This window comes from Micromonospora sp. NPDC023633 (assembly GCF_040640035.1).
Lineage (GTDB): Bacteria > Actinomycetota > Actinomycetes > Mycobacteriales > Micromonosporaceae > Micromonospora.
Genome location: NZ_JBFABB010000013.1, coordinates 1 through 18895, shown reverse-complemented (window position 1 = coordinate 18895; position 18895 = coordinate 1). Strand labels below are relative to the sequence as shown.

The 18895-nt window shown below is 71.8% G+C and carries 10 protein-coding genes; 7 read left to right on the top strand and 3 right to left on the bottom strand.

The genetic code is table 11. The annotated features are described in order from the left end of the window. Window positions 1–102: 102 nt before the first annotated feature. Together AB0G13_RS05930 and AB0G13_RS05925 are read left to right on the top strand one after the other, a co-directional pair. Window positions 103–1410: a site-specific integrase gene (locus tag AB0G13_RS05930; RefSeq protein ID WP_357869512.1), complete on the top strand. Its 1308-nt coding sequence runs from the start codon at window positions 103–105 to the stop codon at window positions 1408–1410. 172 nt (window positions 1411–1582) lie between these two features. Next, window positions 1583–2389, top strand: a complete 807-nt coding sequence (locus AB0G13_RS05925) for an HAD-IB family hydrolase (protein ID WP_357869509.1) — start codon at window positions 1583–1585, stop codon at window positions 2387–2389. Window positions 2390–2574: 185 nt separating this feature from the next. Here AB0G13_RS05925 and AB0G13_RS05920 read toward each other — a convergent pair whose 3' ends face one another. After that, complete coding sequence (locus AB0G13_RS05920) at window positions 2575–3321, bottom strand: oxidoreductase (protein WP_357869507.1); 747 nt, start codon at window positions 3319–3321, stop codon at window positions 2575–2577. Between the two features lie 254 nt (window positions 3322–3575). Between AB0G13_RS05920 and acs the strand changes: the two genes are divergently transcribed. From acs to AB0G13_RS05895, 5 genes are all read left to right on the top strand, one after another. After that, window positions 3576–5540 carry an acetate--CoA ligase gene (gene acs / locus AB0G13_RS05915; RefSeq protein WP_357869505.1) on the top strand — a complete coding sequence of 655 codons (1965 nt, stop codon included), beginning with the start codon at window positions 3576–3578 and terminating at the stop codon, window positions 5538–5540. Between the two features lie 267 nt (window positions 5541–5807). Continuing rightward, on the top strand, window positions 5808–8600 hold the full coding sequence (locus AB0G13_RS05910) for an immune inhibitor A domain-containing protein (protein ID WP_357869502.1): 2793 nt from the start codon (window positions 5808–5810) through the stop codon (window positions 8598–8600). Between the two features lie 382 nt (window positions 8601–8982). Next, complete coding sequence (locus tag AB0G13_RS05905; RefSeq protein ID WP_357869499.1) at window positions 8983–11289, top strand: immune inhibitor A domain-containing protein; 2307 nt, start codon at window positions 8983–8985, stop codon at window positions 11287–11289. A 322-nt stretch (window positions 11290–11611) separates the two neighbouring features. After that, window positions 11612–14008 carry an immune inhibitor A domain-containing protein gene (locus AB0G13_RS05900; RefSeq protein ID WP_357869758.1) on the top strand — a complete coding sequence of 799 codons (2397 nt, stop codon included), beginning with the start codon at window positions 11612–11614 and terminating at the stop codon, window positions 14006–14008. A 211-nt stretch (window positions 14009–14219) separates the two neighbouring features. Continuing rightward, window positions 14220–15152 (top strand): alpha/beta hydrolase, encoded by a 933-nt coding sequence (locus AB0G13_RS05895; RefSeq protein ID WP_357869496.1) that lies wholly within the window; start codon window positions 14220–14222, stop codon window positions 15150–15152. A 1-nt stretch (window position 15153) separates the two neighbouring features. On the opposite strand, the gene AB0G13_RS05890 is transcribed toward AB0G13_RS05895, so the two are convergent. Both AB0G13_RS05890 and AB0G13_RS05885 read right to left on the bottom strand, forming a co-directional pair. Beyond that, window positions 15154–15519 (bottom strand): hypothetical protein, encoded by a 366-nt coding sequence (locus AB0G13_RS05890; protein WP_357869493.1) that lies wholly within the window; start codon window positions 15517–15519, stop codon window positions 15154–15156. Then, window positions 15516–18608, bottom strand: a complete 3093-nt coding sequence (locus AB0G13_RS05885; RefSeq protein WP_357869490.1) for an SseB family protein — start codon at window positions 18606–18608, stop codon at window positions 15516–15518. Before AB0G13_RS05885 ends, AB0G13_RS05890 begins: the two co-directional genes overlap by 4 nt. Between the last annotated feature and the right edge of the window lie 287 nt (window positions 18609–18895).

Here is an 18895-nt window from a genome sequence, read left to right as displayed (position 1 = left end):
ACGCCGGCCGGTACGTACCGGGCGAACTGGCGGGACTCGGCCGACCGGCAGAAGGCGAAGACGTTCCGCACCAAGAAGGAGGCGAACGCGTTCCTGGCCGAGGTGGAGGGCGCCCTCAACCGGGGGACGTACGTCGACCCGCACGCCGGGCGGATGCGGTTCGGCGAGTTCGTGACGCGGTGGCTCGCCGGGCGGTCGGTGGAGGCGCGGACAGCCGAGCGGACGAATTCGATGCTGCGGGCTCACCTGCTGCCGCAGTGGGCGGAGTGGCCTTTGGCAAAGATCGACTACCTGGCGGTACAGGAGTGGGTGACCAACCTTGGTCGGACTCTGGCGCCGTCGACGACGGCGAAGCACCTTGGGATGCTGTCGATGATCATGCAGACGGCGATCCGGGCGCGGCTGATCGCGGTGAACCCGTGCGAGGGGGTGCGGGTGCCGCGTAACCGGGCGCGGGAGGCTCGCGCCGGCACGATCAGCCGGGAGGCGTTCTTCGGCCGGCTGCTGCCCGCCGTGCCGGCCGAACACCGGGGCATCGTCTGCGCCGCCGCTGGGGCGGGGCTGCGCTGGGGTGAGTGCGCGGGCCTGCCGTGGGAGGCGGTCGACCTCGATCGGGGGTTGCTGCACGTCGCCCAGGTGGCGGTGGAGACGCACGGCGGGATCGTGCTGCGGGCGTACCCGAAGACTCGGGCCGGCGTGCGGACGGTGCCGATGCCGCCGTTCCTCGTCGACGAGCTGCGGCGGCGGCGCGGAGCCGCGGTGCCGGACGGGCGGGCGTTGGTCTTCGCCGATCGGGACGGCGGGCCGCAGCGGCGGTCGAACTTCCGGCGGCGGGTGTGGCTGCCGTCGTTGGTGCGGGCCGGGCTGCTCGGGCGGGTGGCCGAGGTGGTGCCGGGCCGGTGGGTGGCGTCGTGGCCGGACCGGGACGGCCGGGAGGATCGGGCGGAGTTCGCCGACGAGGCGGCGGCGGTGGGGCAGGTGGCGGCCTCGGCGTTCGGCGGGCTGCGGTTCCACGACCTGCGGCACTCGTACATCACGTGGTTGGTGACGGACGGGGTGCCGGTCAACGTGGTGCGGCGGGTCGTGGGGCACGAGAAGGCGTCAACGACGCTGAATCGTTACACGCACACCCCGGACGACTACGCCGACCGGGTCCGGCTGACGTTCGCTGACGATTCGCTGACTTTCCGTCCGTCGCCCCGCCCGGTCGGCCTCGGAGAAGTGCCTCTACCAGGTCGGGAGCGCTTCCGGGAAAGGGACGACCCCCGTCGGGGGGAGACGGGGGTCGTCGAAGGTTCGGCTCCGGGGGGGTCGAGCCGAACCCACTCAGCGGTCACGGGGGGTGCAACCGCCGAGGGTCTGCCTGTTGTACGAGATGTGAACACTCGTCGCATCCACAAGTCTGCCTGAGCGGACCTGTATACGTCGAGTGGTGTTGCCTCCACTCCCTGCGAATTAATGTTCGCAGAGTGTGACCATTGTCACGATGCGCGAAGGTGGCGGGGGCCGGCCCGCAGGTCCAAGGGGTCACCGGGCCCCGGGCACCCGCCGACCATAGACCATCCGGATAGACTTTCGCGCCGTGGGCCGAAGTGCCGCTTTCTTCGATCTGGACAAGACCGTCATCGCCAAGTCGAGCGCCCTGGCGTTCGGTCGGCCGTTCTACCGGGACGGCCTGATCACCCGGCGTGACGTAGTCAAGTCGGCGTACGCGCAGCTGATGTTCCGGCTGGGCGGCACCGACGAGCAGACCATGGCCAGGACCAGGGACTACCTCGCCGCGCTCTGCAAGGGCTGGCAGGTGGAACAGGTCCGCCAGATCGTCGCGGAGACGCTGCACGAGCTGATCAACCCTTACGTGTACGCCGAGGCGGCCGCCCTAATCGAGGAGCACCAGGCCGCCGGGCGGGACGTCGTCCTGGTCTCCGCCTCCGGCGAGGAGATGGTCCGGCCGATCGGTGTGCTGCTCGGGGTCACCGACGTGATCGCCACCCGGATGGGCGTGGTGGACGGCCGCTACAGCGGCGAGGTCGAGTTCTACGCGGCCGGCCCGAGCAAGGTCGACGCGGTCGGCGAGCTGGCCGCCGAGCGCGGCTACGACCTGGCCGACTCGTACGCCTACTCCGACTCGTACAGCGATCGGCCGCTGCTGGAGTGCGTCGGCCATCCCTCGGTGGTCAACCCGGACCGGCAGCTGCGCAGGCTCGCGGCCGAGAACTCCTGGCCGGTGCTGGAGTTCCGGCACCCGATCCCACTCGGGCGGCGGCTGCGCGAGCGCCCGGCCGTCCCGGTCGCCGCCGCGGCGCTGGGCGTGGGCGTGGGTGTCGCCATCGGCATCGCCTGGTACGGCCGCCACCGCCGCACCCGCTCCGCCCCCGCGCCCGCCTGAACGAACGTCCGCCCGCGCGCCCGCCTGAACGAACCTCCGGCCCGACTGAACGAACCTCCGCCCGCGCGCCCGCCTGGACGGATCTCCGCCGAAGCGCCCGCCTGAGCGGATCTCGCCCGCCTGAGCGATATCCGCCCCGGCACCCGCCTGAGCGGAACCCGCCGAAGCGATCCAGACCCGGCGGGTCAGGCCGCCGCGAGGACCTCGTCGCCGATGGCGGTGAGCTGGTCGGCGCCGACCTCCACCGCCGCCGTGTAGTGGCGCAGCCAGGAGCGCAGGCCGTCCGGGGTGCCGGTGGCGAAGGCGCCGGCCGCGCCGACGTACTCCGGCTCGCGCTCGTGGTGACCCACGTCGACGGCGAGCAGGCCGCGCGGGTCGAGCCCGCTGGACAGCAGCACCAGCCGGGCGGCGCCCCGGGCCACCACCCCGGACGGCCCGGCGAAGGGGCGCAGGTTCAGCAGTTCGCCGTGGACGACCGCGGCCAGCACCAGCGGCGAGACCTTCGTGCCGCCGGCGACGAGCCCGGCCAGCGCGTCCAGCCGGGCGGCGACGACCGGATCGGCCACCGGCCGGCCCAGCTCGGCCTCGCCGACGACGTCGCGGGCGGCGAGTACGTGCAGCTTCGCCAGCGCCTGCCGGGGCGCCTTCGGCCAGAGCTCGGACAGCCCCGGCAGCGCCCCGGCGACCCGCAGCGCGCCCTGGACCACCGGCTCGGTCACCGTTCCGGCGCGGACCGCCTCGCGCTCGCGGGCGTACCCCTCCAGGGCGGCGCTGGCCACCGCGGACCGGAGGCTGACCTCGGCCGCGACCTGGCCGCCGTGCCGGCGCAACGCGCGGTGCCCCAGGGCCTGGTCGAAGCGCTCGCGGGCCCGCTCCACGGCGGGGGCGATGTCGGCGAGCGCGAGCAGCGGGGCGAGCGGGTCAGCGGTCACCCCGTCACGCTATCGACTGCCCGGCCCGCCCCGCCGCCGAGCCGCCCGGAAGCGACCGCCGCCACCCGCGAGCCGTCGGCCGGCGCGCCTGCCCGGACAAACGGCGTCGACGCGGCGGCCCGCGTCGCCGTCCGGCGCGCCGTGGGGGCCGCTCGGCGCGCGTCGGCCGGACCGGCGCTCGCCCGTGCTGGCCGCCCCGGCTAACCTCGTGCCCTAGAGAGACGCAGGTCACCCGAGCGACGAGGGAGCACGGCATGAGCGAGGCATTGGCCAATCTGCTGAACGAGACGCGCCAGTTCCCGCCGCCGGCCGAACTCGCCGCGCACGCCAACGTCACCGCCGACGCGTACGCGGACGCCGACGCCGACCGGTTGGCGTTCTGGGAGCGGCAGGCCGGGCGGCTGACCTGGGCGAGGCAGTGGGACCAGGTGCTCGACTGGTCGAAGCCCCCGTTCGCGAAGTGGTTCGTCGGCGGGCAGCTCAACGTGGCGTACAACTGCCTGGACCGGCACGTCGAGGCCGGCCTGGGCGAGAAGGTCGCCATCCACTGGGAGGGCGAGCCGGGCGACACCCGGACCATCACGTACGCCGACCTGCACCGGCTGACCTGCCAGGCGGCGAACGCGCTGACCGACCTGGGCGTCACCGCCGGCGACCGGGTGGCGATCTACCTGCCGATGGTCCCCGAGGCGGCGGTGGCGATGCTGGCCTGCGCCCGGATCGGGGCGACGCACAGCGTGGTCTTCGGCGGCTTCTCCGCCGACGCGCTGACCAACCGGATCCAGGACGCCAGCGCGAAGGTGGTGATCACCGCCGACGGCGGCTACCGCCGGGGCAAGCCGTCGGCGCTGAAGCCGACCGTGGACGAGGCGGTGGCGAACTGCCCGTCGGTCGAGCACGTGCTGGTGGTGCGCCGCACCGGCGAGGAGGTCGCCTGGTCGGGGAAGGACCGCTGGTGGCACGAGACCGTGGAGACCGCCCCGGCGGAGCACGCCGCGCAGCCGTTCGACGCCGAGCACCCGCTGTTCATCCTCTACACCAGCGGCACCACGGCCCGCCCGAAGGGCATCCTGCACACCACCGGCGGCTACCTGACCCAGACGTCGTACACGACGCACGCGGTCTTCGACCTGAAGCCGGAGACCGACGTCTACTGGTGCACCGCCGACATCGGCTGGGTGACCGGGCACTCCTACATCGTCTACGGCCCGCTCTCCAACGGCGCCACCCAGGTGATGTACGAGGGCACCCCGGACACCCCGCACAAGGGCCGGTTCTGGGAGATCGTCGACAAGTACAAGGTCAGCATCCTCTACACCGCCCCGACGCTCATCCGCACGATGATGAAGTGGGGCGAGGACATCCCCGCCGGCTACGACCTCTCCTCGCTGCGGCTGCTCGGCAGCGTGGGCGAGCCGATCAACCCCGAGGCGTGGATGTGGTACCGGCAGCACGTCGGCGGGGGTGAGCTGCCCATCGTGGACACCTGGTGGCAGACCGAGACCGGGGCGATCATGATCTCGCCGCTGCCGGGCGTGACGGCGGCCAAGCCCGGCTCCGCGATGACGCCGCTGCCCGGGATCGTCGCCGACGTGGTCGACGACCAGGGTCGGTCGGTGCCGAACGGTGGCGGTGGCTACCTGGTGCTGCGCGAGCCGTGGCCGTCGATGCTGCGCACCATCTGGGGCGACGACAACCGGTTCATCGAGACGTACTGGTCGCGGTTCGAGGGCATGTACTTCGCCGGCGACGGGGCGAAGAAGGACGACGACGGGCACATCTGGCTGCTCGGCCGCGTCGACGACGTGATGCTGGTGTCCGGGCACAACATCTCCACCACGGAGGTGGAGTCCGCGCTGGTCTCCCACCCGTCGGTGGCCGAGGCGGCGGTGGTCGGCGCGACCGACCCGACCACCGGGCAGGCCATCGTCGCGTTCGCCATCCCGCGCGGCACCACGGACACGGCGGGCGACGCCGGCGAGAAGCTCATCGCCGAGCTGCGCAACCACGTGGCGAAGACGCTCGGCCCGATCGCCAAGCCCCGGCAGATCATGCTGGTGCCGGAGCTGCCGAAGACCCGCTCCGGCAAGATCATGCGCCGGCTGCTGCGCGACGTGGCGGAGAACCGCTCGCTCGGCGACGTCACCACGCTCCAGGACTCGTCCGTGATGGACCTGATCTCGTCCGGCCTGGGCGGCGGCAAGTCCGACGAGGACTGACGCAGACGTACGCTCCGATGGGTGGCGGTCCCACGCGGACCGTCACCCATCGTCGTCTCTTACGGGTGCGGCACCGGGCGGATGCGCGCTGTCACATCGGTCGGTCGGGTGAGCCGGGAGAACTGAACGGACACAGGCAGTCGTCGACCCCTGTCATTCGCCTGTTTTCTGATTTAGGTTCACGCTGGTCGGGTCGGTTCGATGGACGTCACATCGATGGAGGGCCGGCCGACTTCCTCCTCCCCCATGCCCGAGAAACGGAGCGGCATGAACAGAAATCCGCAATCCGGGTCGCGTCGACGCCTGCTCGTCGCGCTGCCCGCCATCGCCCTCGCCGCCACGTCACTGACCGTGACGGGTGGCGCGGCGGCGGCGGAGCCCGGTCCCGCCCGAGCCACGATCGGCGCGGACGAGTACTACATCAACTACGCCGAGCCCGCCGTCCAGCCGGACAGCACCGGCCGCGAGGTCAAGGGCAAGGGTGGTGTTTACGCCCCCGCGGTCGAGAAGGCCCGGGCCTTCGACCGGAAGTTCGCCCGCGGCAACCCGGTCACGGCGCGCAAGCTCGCCGAGACCGAGGCCAAGGCGATCAAGACGGGCACGAGCCCGCGGCAGATCAAGCAGGCCCCGGCCGCCCAGACCGCCAAGCTGCTGACGCTGCTGGTCGAGTTCAACGACCAGGCCAACGACGACTTCACCGACGTCATGGTCCCCAAGACGGTCTTCGAGGACCGGAGCTGTGTCCCCGGCACCGTCCAGAACGGCCCCCTGCACAACAACATCCCGAACCCGGCGAGCCTGCCGCACGAGGACAACAACTCGATGTGGGTGCCGGACTTCTCGCCCACCCACTACGACAAGATGCTCTACACCAAGGAGGGCATCACCGAGCGAGTCCGCCCGGACCTGACCGGGCCGGACGGCAAGCCGGGCGTCAGCCTGGCCGGCCGGACCATGCACAACATGTACCTGGAGATGTCCAAGGGCGCGTACACGGTCGACGGGCAGGCCAGCCCGTGGATCAAGGTGCCGCACTCCGAGGGCTGGTACGCGGCCTCGCGCTGCTTCCAGGACGAGAACGGCAACTGGGTCGCCGGCCGCGAGCAGGCGATGAACGGCCACCCGGACAACCCGCAGGGCGCGGGCCGGCTGGCCACCGACGCGATCGGCACCCTCGCGCAGATGGACCCGGACTTCCCGTGGGCCGACTACGACATCGAGGACCAGGGCGACCGCGACGGTGACGGCAACGTCTTCGAGCCGGACGGCGTGATCGACCACCTGGTGCTGGTGCACGCCGGCCAGGGCAAGTCCCGTGGCGGCGGCGCCGAGGGCACGTACGCCGTCTGGGCGCACTCGTCGTCGATCGCCGGCGGCTACACCATCCCCGGCACCGACCTGCAGGTGTCGAACTACATCGTGCAGCCGGAGGATGCCGGCGTCGGCGTGTTCGCCCACGAGTTCGGCCACGACCTCGGTCTGCCGGACCTCTACGACACCTCCGGCAACGCCGACTCGGACGTCGACTTCTGGGACCTGATGGCCTCGGGCTCGCACTCGGGTGAGATCTTCCAGGCGCTGCCGACGCACATGGGCCTGTGGGACAAGTGGGTGCTGGGCTGGGCCGACCCGCTGACCCTCGCGCCCGGCGCGGACCCGCGCGACGTGCAGCTCGGCCAGACCTCGCGGACGCCGCGCGGCACCCAGGACGGCATCAAGATCAACCTGCCGAACAAGGTGATCACGCTGGCCACGCCGCACAGCGGCGCGAACATGTGGTACTCCGGCGCCGACCAGGACTGGGCGGACGTCAAGATCGCCCGTCAGGTGGCGGTGCCGGCGGCGGCCGACGCGAAGTTCTGGATGTGGAACAACTTCGTCATCGAGGCCGACTGGGACTACGGCTTCGTCGAGGTCTCGACCGACGGCGGCGCCAGCTGGGCCGAGCAGAAGGTCTACGACTCGACCGGCAAGCTCGTCACCACGAACGACGGCTACGCCGACCCGAACGGCCGCATGGTGGACTTCGGCAACAAGAAGTACGGCCTGACCGGTGACACCCACGGCTGGCGGCACGACTACGTCGACCTGTCGGCGTTCGCCGGGCAGACCGTGCAGGTCCGGCTCCGCTACGCCACGGACGAGGCGTTCGTGGAGCGCGGCTGGTTCGCCGACGACTTCTCGGTGACCGGCGGCGGCGCCACCACGTGGAGCGACGACGTCGAGGGCGGGGCCAACGGCTGGACCGCGACCGGCGGCACCTTCGTCGACACCACCGGCGCGGGCTGGCGCATCGACAGCGGCACCTCCACCCAGGCGCACTACTACCTGGCGGAGTGGCGTAACTTCGACGGCTTCGACAACGGCCTGAAGTACACCTACGACACGGTGTACTCGCACGAGGCGTGGAAGGTCGACAAGGTCTCCTACAACGCCCCGGGCATGCTGGTCTGGTACCGGGACACCGCGCTCGGCGACGTCAACCACGTCACCGGACAGCTGACCTCCCTGCCGAGCTACGGCGCCAAGGGTGGCCTGCTGATCGTCGACTCGCACTTCGACCCGTTCCGCCGCACGGGTGAGGCGGCCGCGAAGGACCCGTCGGTGCTGGACAACCTGCCCAGCCGCCCGCAGTCCGGGAACGCGGCCTTCTCGCTCAACCCCACGTACCCCTTCCGGGAGTGCCTGGAGGCGGCGGACGAGCCGTACAGCGAGTACTGCACCGACTTCGGCGCCCAGCCGGCCGTGCCGGCGTTCACGGACGCCAAGGGCTGGTACCCGGGCATCGAGATCCGCGACGGCGCGGCGTACGCCCGGGACAGCGACGCCTCGGTGGTCATCCCGTCGAAGGGCAACGCGCCGTATACGACCCGGGTCACCAACCCGGACGGTACTCCGGCGCCGGCCTACTACGGGGTCACGCTGGGCGGCGGCGCCATCGTGCTGGGCACCGGCAACCCCGGTGACCAGGGCGTGTCCTACGGCGTCACCATCACCATCAAGCACGCCGCGAAGGACAACTCGTACGCCACGGTGCACGTCACCCCCGCGAGGAACTGACCCCAGGGTCGACTGACGGGACACACGGCGGGGCCCGTTCGGAGCACACTTGCTCCGGGCGGGCCCCGTCCGTGTTGCGGGCGCTGTCGTCCGTCCATCGGGGCCCGTGACGAATTCCGGGCCTCCGACGCTCCCCGAAGGGGACCTCATAACCCCGGCCACGCAGAGTGATCGTGGCCAAAACGTAACGTGAACTGGAGTTCGTCGGACGCGCCCTTTGGTCGGCATTTATGCGCATATGCAAGCCGCAAGGCGTGTCCCCATTAGGTATTTGACCCGTGACAAGCGCGTATCCCCTCTGTCAGGGTGAGTAACGCATCACATGACAGCCGTCGCCTCGGCCACGCCTGTCATGTAACAGATCCACAAAGGAGGAGGACCTTTGAGGAGACGAGTCACAGCCGGTCTGGCCTCGGCCGCGGCCGCGCTGCTGGCGGCGGGAGTCGTGTCGACGCCGGCCTCCGGCGCACCGGCCGCGGACCCGACCCCCGGTTCCGACAAGGCGAAGCACGGCAGGGACAACCTCCCCGATCCGAAGTCGGATCAGCAGCGGGAGCTCCGGAAGAAGGCCATCGCCGACCTGCTCTCCGGCAAGGCCAAGCTTCAGACGCGCAACGGCTCGAAGGTCATCCAGGTCAAGGACGACCTGTTCGTCGAGTACCAGCAGGCGCCGAAGACCGACCCCATCTTCACGATGCTGGTCGAGTTCGGCGACCAGACCGACCCCCGGACCGGTGGAACTGCCGGCCCGGCGCGCAACCAGATCGCCGAGCCGGACCGCAACTGGGACGGCAACTCGACCGACGACAACAGCACCCTGTGGCGGCCGGACTTCAACCGGGCGCACTACCAGGACATGATGTTCGGTCCTGGCGAGTCGATGCGGGACTTCTACTACAAGCAGTCCGGCGGGCGCTACACCGTCAACGGCGACGTCAGCGAGTGGGTCAAGGTTCCGTTCAACGAGGCCCGCTACGGCAGCAACGCCATCCCCGAGTCCGACGGGTACTGGAACTTCGTCAAGGACAGCGCGACCGCCTGGTACCAGTCCCAGGTCGCGGCCGGCAAGACGCCGGAGCAGATCAAGCAGTACCTGGCCCAGTTCGACATCTGGGACCGGTACGACTTCGACGGCGACGGCGACTTCAACGAGCCCGACGGCTACGTCGACCACTTCCAGGCGGTGCACGCGGGCGAGGGTGAGGAGGCCGGCGGCGGCGCCCAGGGCGAGGACGCCATCTGGTCGCACCGCTGGGCGGCGTTCCCGAACCTGGCCGGCAGCGCCGGTCCGGACGCGAACAAGGCCGGCGGTGTCCAGATCGGTGACACCGGCATCTGGATCCGTGACTACACCACGGAGCCGGAGAACGGCGGCCTGGGCGTCTTCGCCCACGAGTACGGCCACGACCTCGGTCTGCCGGACCTCTACGACACCGCCGGCGGCGACAACGGCGTGGGCTTCTGGAGCCTGATGTCCTCCGGTTCGTGGCTGAGCCGCGGCAAGGACGACATCGGGTCGACCCCGGGCTACATGGACCCGTGGTCGAAGCTCTACCTGGGCTGGCTGAACTACTCGGTGGTCGAGGAGAACAGCGGCACCACCAGGGTCACGCTCGGCCCGGCCGGCGACAGCGACGGGCCGAAGGCCCAGGCGGTCGTCGTCAACCTGCCGGCACAGACCCAGACCACCAGCTACAACACGCCGTTCGGCGGGTCGTACGAGTGGTGGGGCGGCAGCGCGGACGACCTGAACACCACGCTGACCCGTCAGCTGGACCTGACCGGTACGACGTCCGCGTCGATCACCGCGAAGGCCTGGTACGACATCGAAGAGGACTACGACTACCTCTACGCCGAGGTGTCGACCAACGGCGGTGCCACCTGGACCGCGCTGGGCAACTCGTCGGTCGACGCCGGTGAGACCGGGGTCGACGGCTCGACCAGCGGCGCCTGGGTGGACCTGGCCTACGACCTGTCCGCGTACGCCGGGCAGACCGTGCAGTTCCGCTACCGCTACCAGACCGACGGCGGCGTGCACCTCGCCGGCGCGTTCCTGGACAACGTGTCGCTGGTCAAGGGCGGCGCCGTCGCCTGGACCGACGACGCCGAGACGCTGGCCGCCGAGTGGACCGCCAAGGGCTTCACCCGGATGACCGGCTCGGTGACCGACTCGTACCCCCGCTTCTACATCGCGGAGAACCGGTCCTACGTCGGCTACGACGACACCCTGCGGACCGGCGGGTACAACTACGGGTTCAACAACACCCGCCCGAACTGGGTGGAGCGGTTCTCGAACCACCCGGGCATGCTGGTCTGGTACGTGAACTACGCGTACGGCGACAACAACACCTCGGAGCACCCGGGCTACGGCCTGAACCTCCCGGTGGACGTCCGACCGAACAAGATCACCGTCGACGGCCAGGGCACCATCACCAACCGGCGCAACGGCTTCGACGCCACGTTCAGCCTGTACGCCAAGCCGGCGCAGACCTTCCACCTCAACGGTGTCCCGGTCACGCTCCCGGCGCTCGCTCCGCAGCCGGTCTTCTCCGACACCGGGGCGAACAAGTACTGGACGTCCGGCAACCCGTGGAACTCGGTGAAGGTGGCCGGTTCCGGCACCCGGATCGAGATCCTTCAGCAGGGCACCAACCCGACCGACGACATGGTCGTCAAGGTCAGCAACTGACGATCGGGGCACGCGTGGGGCCGGTGGCGGTGACGCCACCGGCCCCACTTTTTCGCGTACCCGATCATCCCTATCGAAAGCCGCCTCTTTCTCCCCCGGGGGTGACCGTTCGCGCTGCTCACGGCGCTGGTGAACGGCGGGGATGTGACGGTGAAAAGCATTCCCAACAAAACTTTGCAACAAATCGACGCACGCGTCTTCCCACCGGTCACACGAGTGTCTATGTTCACCATTGGTCCCACTAGTGGGACCGGTCACACCGGCCCGTACCCCCGTTGGGCCGGTTCCCTCACACCGGAGGTACCACGTGCGCAAAGTCGCAGTGGGTCTGCTCGGGCTTTCGCTGACGGCGACGGGACTGGCGGTCGGCACGTCCGCCAGCGCCGCGCCGCAGCCGAAGATGCCGACGGCCGCTCCGTCGGTCTCCGAGCCCGCCCATGTCGACCACGACCTGCCGAACCCGCTGGAGGACAAGCGTCGCGCCCTGCGTCAGGAGGGCCTGAGCGACGTCCTCTCCGGCCGGGCCAAGCCGCAGAAGGTCAACGGCAGCACGGTCGTCAAGGTCGGCAAGACCCAGGCCGAGGGGGCTGCCGCCCGCTCGACCCGGGCCAACGCCGCCACCCAGACGGAGGACCAGTACGTCGAGCTCTCCCGCGAGAAGACGGACCGCATCTTCGTCATCCTCGCCGAGTTCGGCAACGAGCGGCACCCGAACTACCCGGACCAGGACACCGACCCGGACACCGCGGGTCCGACCCGGTTCGACGGGCCGCTGCACAACGAGATCCCGGCGCCCAACCGGGCGGTGGACAACTCGACCGTGTGGCAGGCGGACTACAACGCCGACTACTACCGCAAGCTCTACTTCGGCACCAACCCCGGTGACGAGTCGGTGAAGCAGTACTACGAGGCCCAGTCCTCGGGTCGCTACAGCGTCGACGGCAAGGTCACCGACTGGGTGAAGGTGAAGTACAACGAGGCCCGCTACGGCCGCTCCGGCGGCTACCCGTGCGCCTCGAACGTCTGCACCAACACCTGGGCGCTGGTCCGCGACGCCGCCAACCAGTGGGTCGCCGACCAGAAGGCCGCCGGCCGCACCGACGCCCAGATCGCCGCGGACCTCAAGGCGATGGACCAGTGGGACCGGTACGACCACGACGGCGACGCCAACTTCAACGAGCCGGACGGCTACATCGACCACTTCCAGATCGTCCACTCCGGTGGCGACGAGGCCGACGGCGACCCGTACCAGGGCGAGGACGCCATCTGGAGCCACCGCTGGTACGCCTTCGCGTCCGACCAGGGCTCGACCGGCCCGTCCGGCAACCCGGCGGGTGGCACCCAGATCGGCAACACCGGCATCTGGATCGGCGACTACACCATCCAGCCGGAGAACGGCGGCCGGAGCGTCTTCTACCACGAGTACGGCCACGACCTCGGTCTGCCGGACGACTACAACGTCACCAGTGGTGGGGACAACAACAACGAGCACTGGACCCTGATGGCCCAGAGCCGGCTCGGCGCCAAGAACGACGCCGGCATCGGTGACCGCGGTGGCGACCTCGGCGCCTGGAACAAGCTCCAGCTCGGCTGGCTCGACTACGAGGTGGTCGTCGCGGGGCAGAAGCGGACCATGACCCTCGGCCCGCAGGAGTACAACAGCGACGAGGCACAGGCCGTCGTCGTGGTGCTCCCGAAGCGTGACTACACGTTCGAGCACGGCGCGCCGTTCGAGGGCACCAAGCAGTTCTTCTCCGGCAACCAGGACGACCTCAACAGCACGATGACCCGGACCCTGGACTTCACCGGGAAGTCGTCGGCGTCGCTGTCGATGAAGGGCCGCTACAACATCGAGGCCGACTACGACTACCTGTTCTTCGAGGCGTCGCTGGACGGCGGCCAGAGCTGGGTCACCCTGCCCGGCACGGCCAACGGCCAGCCGCTGAAGGAGATCTCGGCCGGCCGCTACGCGCTGGACGGCAGCAGCGGCGGCGAGTGGGTCGACGTCGCCATTCCCATGGACGTGGCGGCGGGCAAGGTCGCGCAGTTCCGGCTGCGCTACCAGACCGACGGCGGTGTCTCCGAGGGCGGCTTCTACGGTGACGCGATCACCGTGACGGCCGACGGTCAGACCGTCCTCTCCGACGGTGCCGAGACCGGCGCCGCGGGCTGGACGCTCGCCGGTGGCTTCGAGACCGCCGAGAAGAGCTACACCAAGGCGTACGACAACTACTACATCGCGGGCACCCGGCAGTACATCTCGTACGACAAGTACCTGAAGACCGGCCCGTACTTCTTCGGCTACTCGAACACCCGCCCGGACTACGTGGACCACTACGCGTACCAGGAGGGTCTGCTGATCTCCTACTGGAACACCCGGTGGGCGGACAACGACACGTTCGAGCACCCGGGCGAGGGTCGCAACCTGATCATCGACGCGCACCCGCGGCCGATCTACAACCTGACCGGCCAGCCCTGGCGGGCCCGCGTCCAGGTCTACGACGCGCCGTTCAGCCTGAAGAAGGCCGACTCGTTCACGCTGCACCTCAACAGCCAGCCGCAGTACATCCGTGGCCAGGCCGCGCAGCCGCTGTTCGACGACACCCAGCAGTACTGGTTCCCGGAGCTGCCGAACCACGGCGTCAAGCTCCCGGCCACCGGCACCAAGATCAAGGTCCTGGAGAAGGACGGCGTCTACACCAAGATCCGCATCTCCTGAACCGCTGATCCCGCACCACCCGCACCACGCGATGCCCGGGCAGGTCTCCTGCCCGGGCATCGCCCGTCTCCACGCCGGCCGCCCGCCGGCACCCGCGCCCCGGCACGGCGGCTTCAGAGATCAGCCGAGTCGGGGAGTTACGTCGAGCGATCCCGACCACCTCGCGGGTCGGCGACGGAACCGACCGGTGTGGGGGTCCTAGGCTGTTGCCATGACCGAGCAGCGCGGCGGGCCCGTCGACGAGTCCTGCGTCCTCACCGAGGGGCCGTGGACGCACCGCTTCGTCGGCGCCAACGGCAGCCGCTTCCACGTCGTGGAGGCCGGCACCGGCCCGATGGTGCTCTTCCTGCACGGCTTCCCGGAGCACTGGTGGGCCTGGCACGAGATGCTGCCGGCAATCGCCGACGCCGGCTTCCGGGCCGTCGCGGTCGACCTGCGCGGCTACGGCGCCAGCGACAAGCCGCCCCGGGGGTACGACGGCTACACGCTGGCCGCCGACGTCGCCGGGCTGATCCGGGCCCTCGGCGAGCGCTCCGCCACCGTGGTGGGCACCGGCGTCGGCGGCATGATCGCGTGGACGGTGGCGTCGTTCCACCCGTCCCTGGTCCGCCGGCTGGTGGTGCTCGGCGCTCCCCACCCGCTCCGGCTCCGGGCCGCCATCTTCGCCGACCCACGCGGGCAGTTCGCCGCCGCCACGCCCACCCTCAAGTTCCAGCTGCCCCGCTACGAGCACGTGCTGACCCGCGACGACGCGGCGGCCGTGGAGGAGATGCTGCGCCGCTGGGGCGGGCCGCGCTGGGTCCACGGGCCGGGCTTCGAGGCGTACGCGGGGCGGTGCCGGGAGGCCATGCGCATCCCGCAGGCGGCGTTCTGCGCGCTGGAGGGCTACCGCTGGGCGTTCCGCTCGGTGCTCCGCCTGCACGGTTACCGCTTCGTCCGGCTGATGCAGAAGCCGCTCGTCACGCCGACCCTCCAGTTGCACGGCGCGCTGGACGAGGCCTCCCTGCCGCGTACCGCCCAGGGCTCCGGCCGGTACGTGGTCGCGCCCTACGAGTGGCGGCTCCTGGACGGCGTCGGGCACTTCCCACACGTGGAGGCCGGCGACGTGGTGCTGGGCGAGATCCTGCGCTGGGCGAAGTCCTGACTCAGACCCGCTGCTCGCGCAGGTCGGCGACCTCCGTGGCGGGCGCCCAGCCCTGGTAGACGCCGAAGTCGAAGACCTCCAGCCCCATCGCCCGGGCCACCGGCCAGCGTCCGCCGGTGTACTCCACCCGCAGCCAGCCGTCGTGCTCGCCGAGGACGATGAACGGCTGCCCCTGCCAGGTGCAGGTGGTCCGCACGTACGCCAGGTCGTCGATCTCGGTGGCCGGCAGCACCCGGACGTACCGGCCGGGGCGGATCTCCTCGAAGCCCTCGCCCGGCTCCGGCTGGTAGAGCCGGACGTCGTCACCGTCCGGGCTCGCCTGGTACTCCCGGCCCTGCCAGCGGGCCACGTAACCGTCGCGCGTCACTGCTCACCGACCTGTCGCCACCGCAGCGCGTCCGTGTCGAGGATGGCGACCACCCGTTCGGTGCCGTCCGCGCCGATCCGCCACAGCTGCGCGCCGTGCGGCAGCCGGGCGCTGTCCACCTTGAACTCCGCCACCACGTCGCTGCTCTCGCCCGGCGCGAACCCGTTGCCCCGGAACGGCGGGCGCTCGATGACCCAGCCCTCCATGGCCCGCATGGCGGCCTCGTTCTGCCCACCGTACGGGATCCGGTAGAGGCTCGGCCGGTGCGCGGGCCAGCGCAGCACGTAGATCTCGCCGGCGTCCCGGGCGAAGGGGGAGTCCGGGTAGCCCAGGCCGAGCGCGTCGTGCAGCTGGGCCGGGGTGGTGAGGTGGGCCAGCTCGCCGGCCCGGTGCACAAAGCCGGAGACCCGGTCGTAGCCCCGCTCCAGGTAGTACGCGAGCTGGCTGGGGGCGACCGCCTTCTGCATCACGATCGGGCGCGCCGGGTCGGGCGCGGGCGGGGCGTAGCGGGGACGGCTGACCGGCTCCTCGGCGGCGGGCGGCTCGGCCTCGGCCCCGGTGTCGTCGCCGAGCCCCACCTCGGCCGCCCAGTTGGCCAGCCCGACGATCTGCTCGCCGGGCAGCTTCGCCCCGACCGGGGTGCCCGGGTTGACCGCGAACGACCAGGACTCGTCCGGCCAACGGCGGATCAGCTGGACGAACCTGACCTCGATGGTCTCGACCGTCGCGTCGGTGTGGTCGGCGAGCCGCTCCGGCGAGGTGTGCACCACGACGAACGTCTCGCCGTCCAGTTCCTCCGTACGCCAGACGAAGCCGGGCTCGCCGGGCCGGCTGCCCGGCGCGGAGTCGGCCGCCACCGGCAGCAGCACGCGGGCCAGCAACAGGGTGGACAGGAACGTGTCGGTGCTGCCGGCGCCGGCGGCGTCGAGGAGGTTCTCCTCGACCTCGTTGGCCGGCTGGAAGCCGACCGGCACGGACCCGGCATCCGGCGGCACGTCCCCGGCGACGGGCCCGGCTCCGGGTCTGGTCGTCGGCTCGTCGGTGACCGGCGGCCCGGGGTCCTCCCCGACCGCGACCGGCGCGCCGTCGGGAACGCCCGCATCGGTCGACACCGGCGGGGCCGGCGGAGCGGGCTCAGGGGCGGCACCATCCGGTGCGGGTGCGGGTGCGGGTGCGGCGACGGTCGCCGGCGCCTTCTGCGCCGCCCGGTTGCCGAGCCAGGCCGAACTGACTGGCGCCGCCGGCTCGCGGGGCGCCGCCGGGTCGACGGGCGCCACCGGCTCGCCCGGCCAGGCCGGGTTCATGGGCACGGTCGCATCCCCGGTCGCCGCCGGAGCGCCGGACCATCCCGGTTCGACGGGCGCCACCGGGACGCCGGGCGCGGTCGGCGCGGGTGCGGCGTCGGTCGGGCCGGCGGACGCGGACGCGGCCACCGGCTCCCGCCGACGCCGGACCGGCTCGAACAGCGAGACGGTCTCTTCGGCGGCCGGGGCGGGCTCGGCGGCGGCCGGGGCGGGCTCGGCGGCGGCCGGGGCGGGCTCGGTGAGGTCCCGCGACTCGATGACGGTGCCCTCGATGACGATCGGCGTGAACCCACGCCGGGAGGAGGGCGGTCCGGACACCGGCTCGGCGTCCGACGCCGCCACCGGCTCGGGCTCGACCGGCTCCGGAGCGGGCCGCCGTCGTGGCAGCGCCTGGGTGACGTCCTCGGCCGGCTCCGGTCGGGGTCCGCCGTACGCCGGTGGTGGCGGGGCGGGCTCCGGGGCGGGGGCCCGGAGGTCCCGGGTGGCGTCCTCGTCGGGACCACGCGGCGGCAACACCTGCGTGGCCTCGCCCCCGGGCGCCGCGAAGGCCCGGCTCGGCTCACCGTCGGACACGGCAAAGGCCCGGCTCGGCTCACCGTCGGACACGGCAAAGGCCCGGGTCGGCTCACCGTCGGACACGGCAAAGGCCCGGGTCGGCTCACCGTCGGACACCGCGAAGGCCCGGGTCGGCTCACCGTCGGACACGGCAAAGGCCCGGGTCGGCTCGCCGTCGGACACCGCGAAGGCCCGGGTCGCCTCACCGTCGGTCGGGGCGCTCGGGATCGGGCGGGTCGGCTCCTCCGGCACCGGCTCCCCGAGCGGCCGGCGGCGGGGAAACGGCTGGCTGCCGGGGGCGATGCGGGGCGGCGGAGCCGCCCGCTCGCCGGAGCGCAGCGCCTCCTGCCGGAAGGCGGCCGCGCGACCGGAGGCCGGCTCGAAGAACGACCGGTTCGGCCGCTCCGGGGCCTCCCCGGCCGGGCGGCCGTTGGTCGACGGCGAGGGGTGGGCGTCGGGCGTGGGCAGGCCCCTCGGGCGCTCGGTGAGCGGCGCGGGACGCGGCGGCGGGAGCCGGTCGGGGGCCGCCACGCCGTCGAACCGCGCCGGCCCGCCGGCCGCCGGGTCGCCACGTCGCGGGTCGAAATGGTCCGCCGGGAACGTGGGCGGGACGGCCGGGTGGGCCGGGTCCGCCGACGCGGCGGGTCGGGCGGGAGCGGGGATCCGGCCGGTGGTCGGCGCGGTGGTGGGCTCGGGCCGGAGCGTGCCGTCGGACCGGGCCACACCCGTGGTCGGCCGGGTGTCCGGCCCGGCCGGCGTGCCGTGACCGGCTGCCTGGGCCCGCGCCCGGGCCGCCGTCTCCACCCGTTCCAGCCGGGCCCGCGCGCCCATGGTGCGGCCGGGCAGCCGGACGTCGCCCCGGGAGAGCTGGGCGACGAACCAGGCCGGCAGGTAGCCCTCGATGGGCAGGCCGGGGTTGACCGCCAGCCACCACTCGTGGTTGGGCCAACCGTCGGCCAGTTCGGCGTACGAGGTGCGTCGGACGGCGCCGCCGTTCTCCCCGAGACAGGCGCGTACGGCCGCTGCGGAGGTGAACGCCAACACGTGGGTGCGGCCGCCGGTGGTCCAGGTGCCCCAACCCATCGGCGCCGTGCCCGCGAGGGCCTCGGCGGAAACCGGCAGCAGCAGTTCGGTCCGGGCCAGGACGCGGAAGTAGAGCTGTTGGTCGCTGGCGCGCAGCGCGTCCCGCATCGCCGCCTCGGCGTCGGTGGCCGGCTCCCACTCGGTCACGGCCACCCCTCCTCCCGCGAACAGGCCATAGGTATCGCGTACAACCTACAAGGTGGAAGCGTGATCACAATCGCTGGCCGGAGGCGCTAACATCCCGTTCCGGAGTCGACACGATACGGAGGCGGTCGATGTCCCGGTTCCTCGCGCGCCCGCTCCTCGCCGTCCTGACGACGACGTTGCTGACCGCCGTCCCGGCCGCCCCCACGGTCGCCGGCCGCCCGGCCGGGCCCACCCCCGGCCCGGTGCCGGCGGGCCGGTCCGCACTCGCGCCGAGCGCCGCGCGTGCG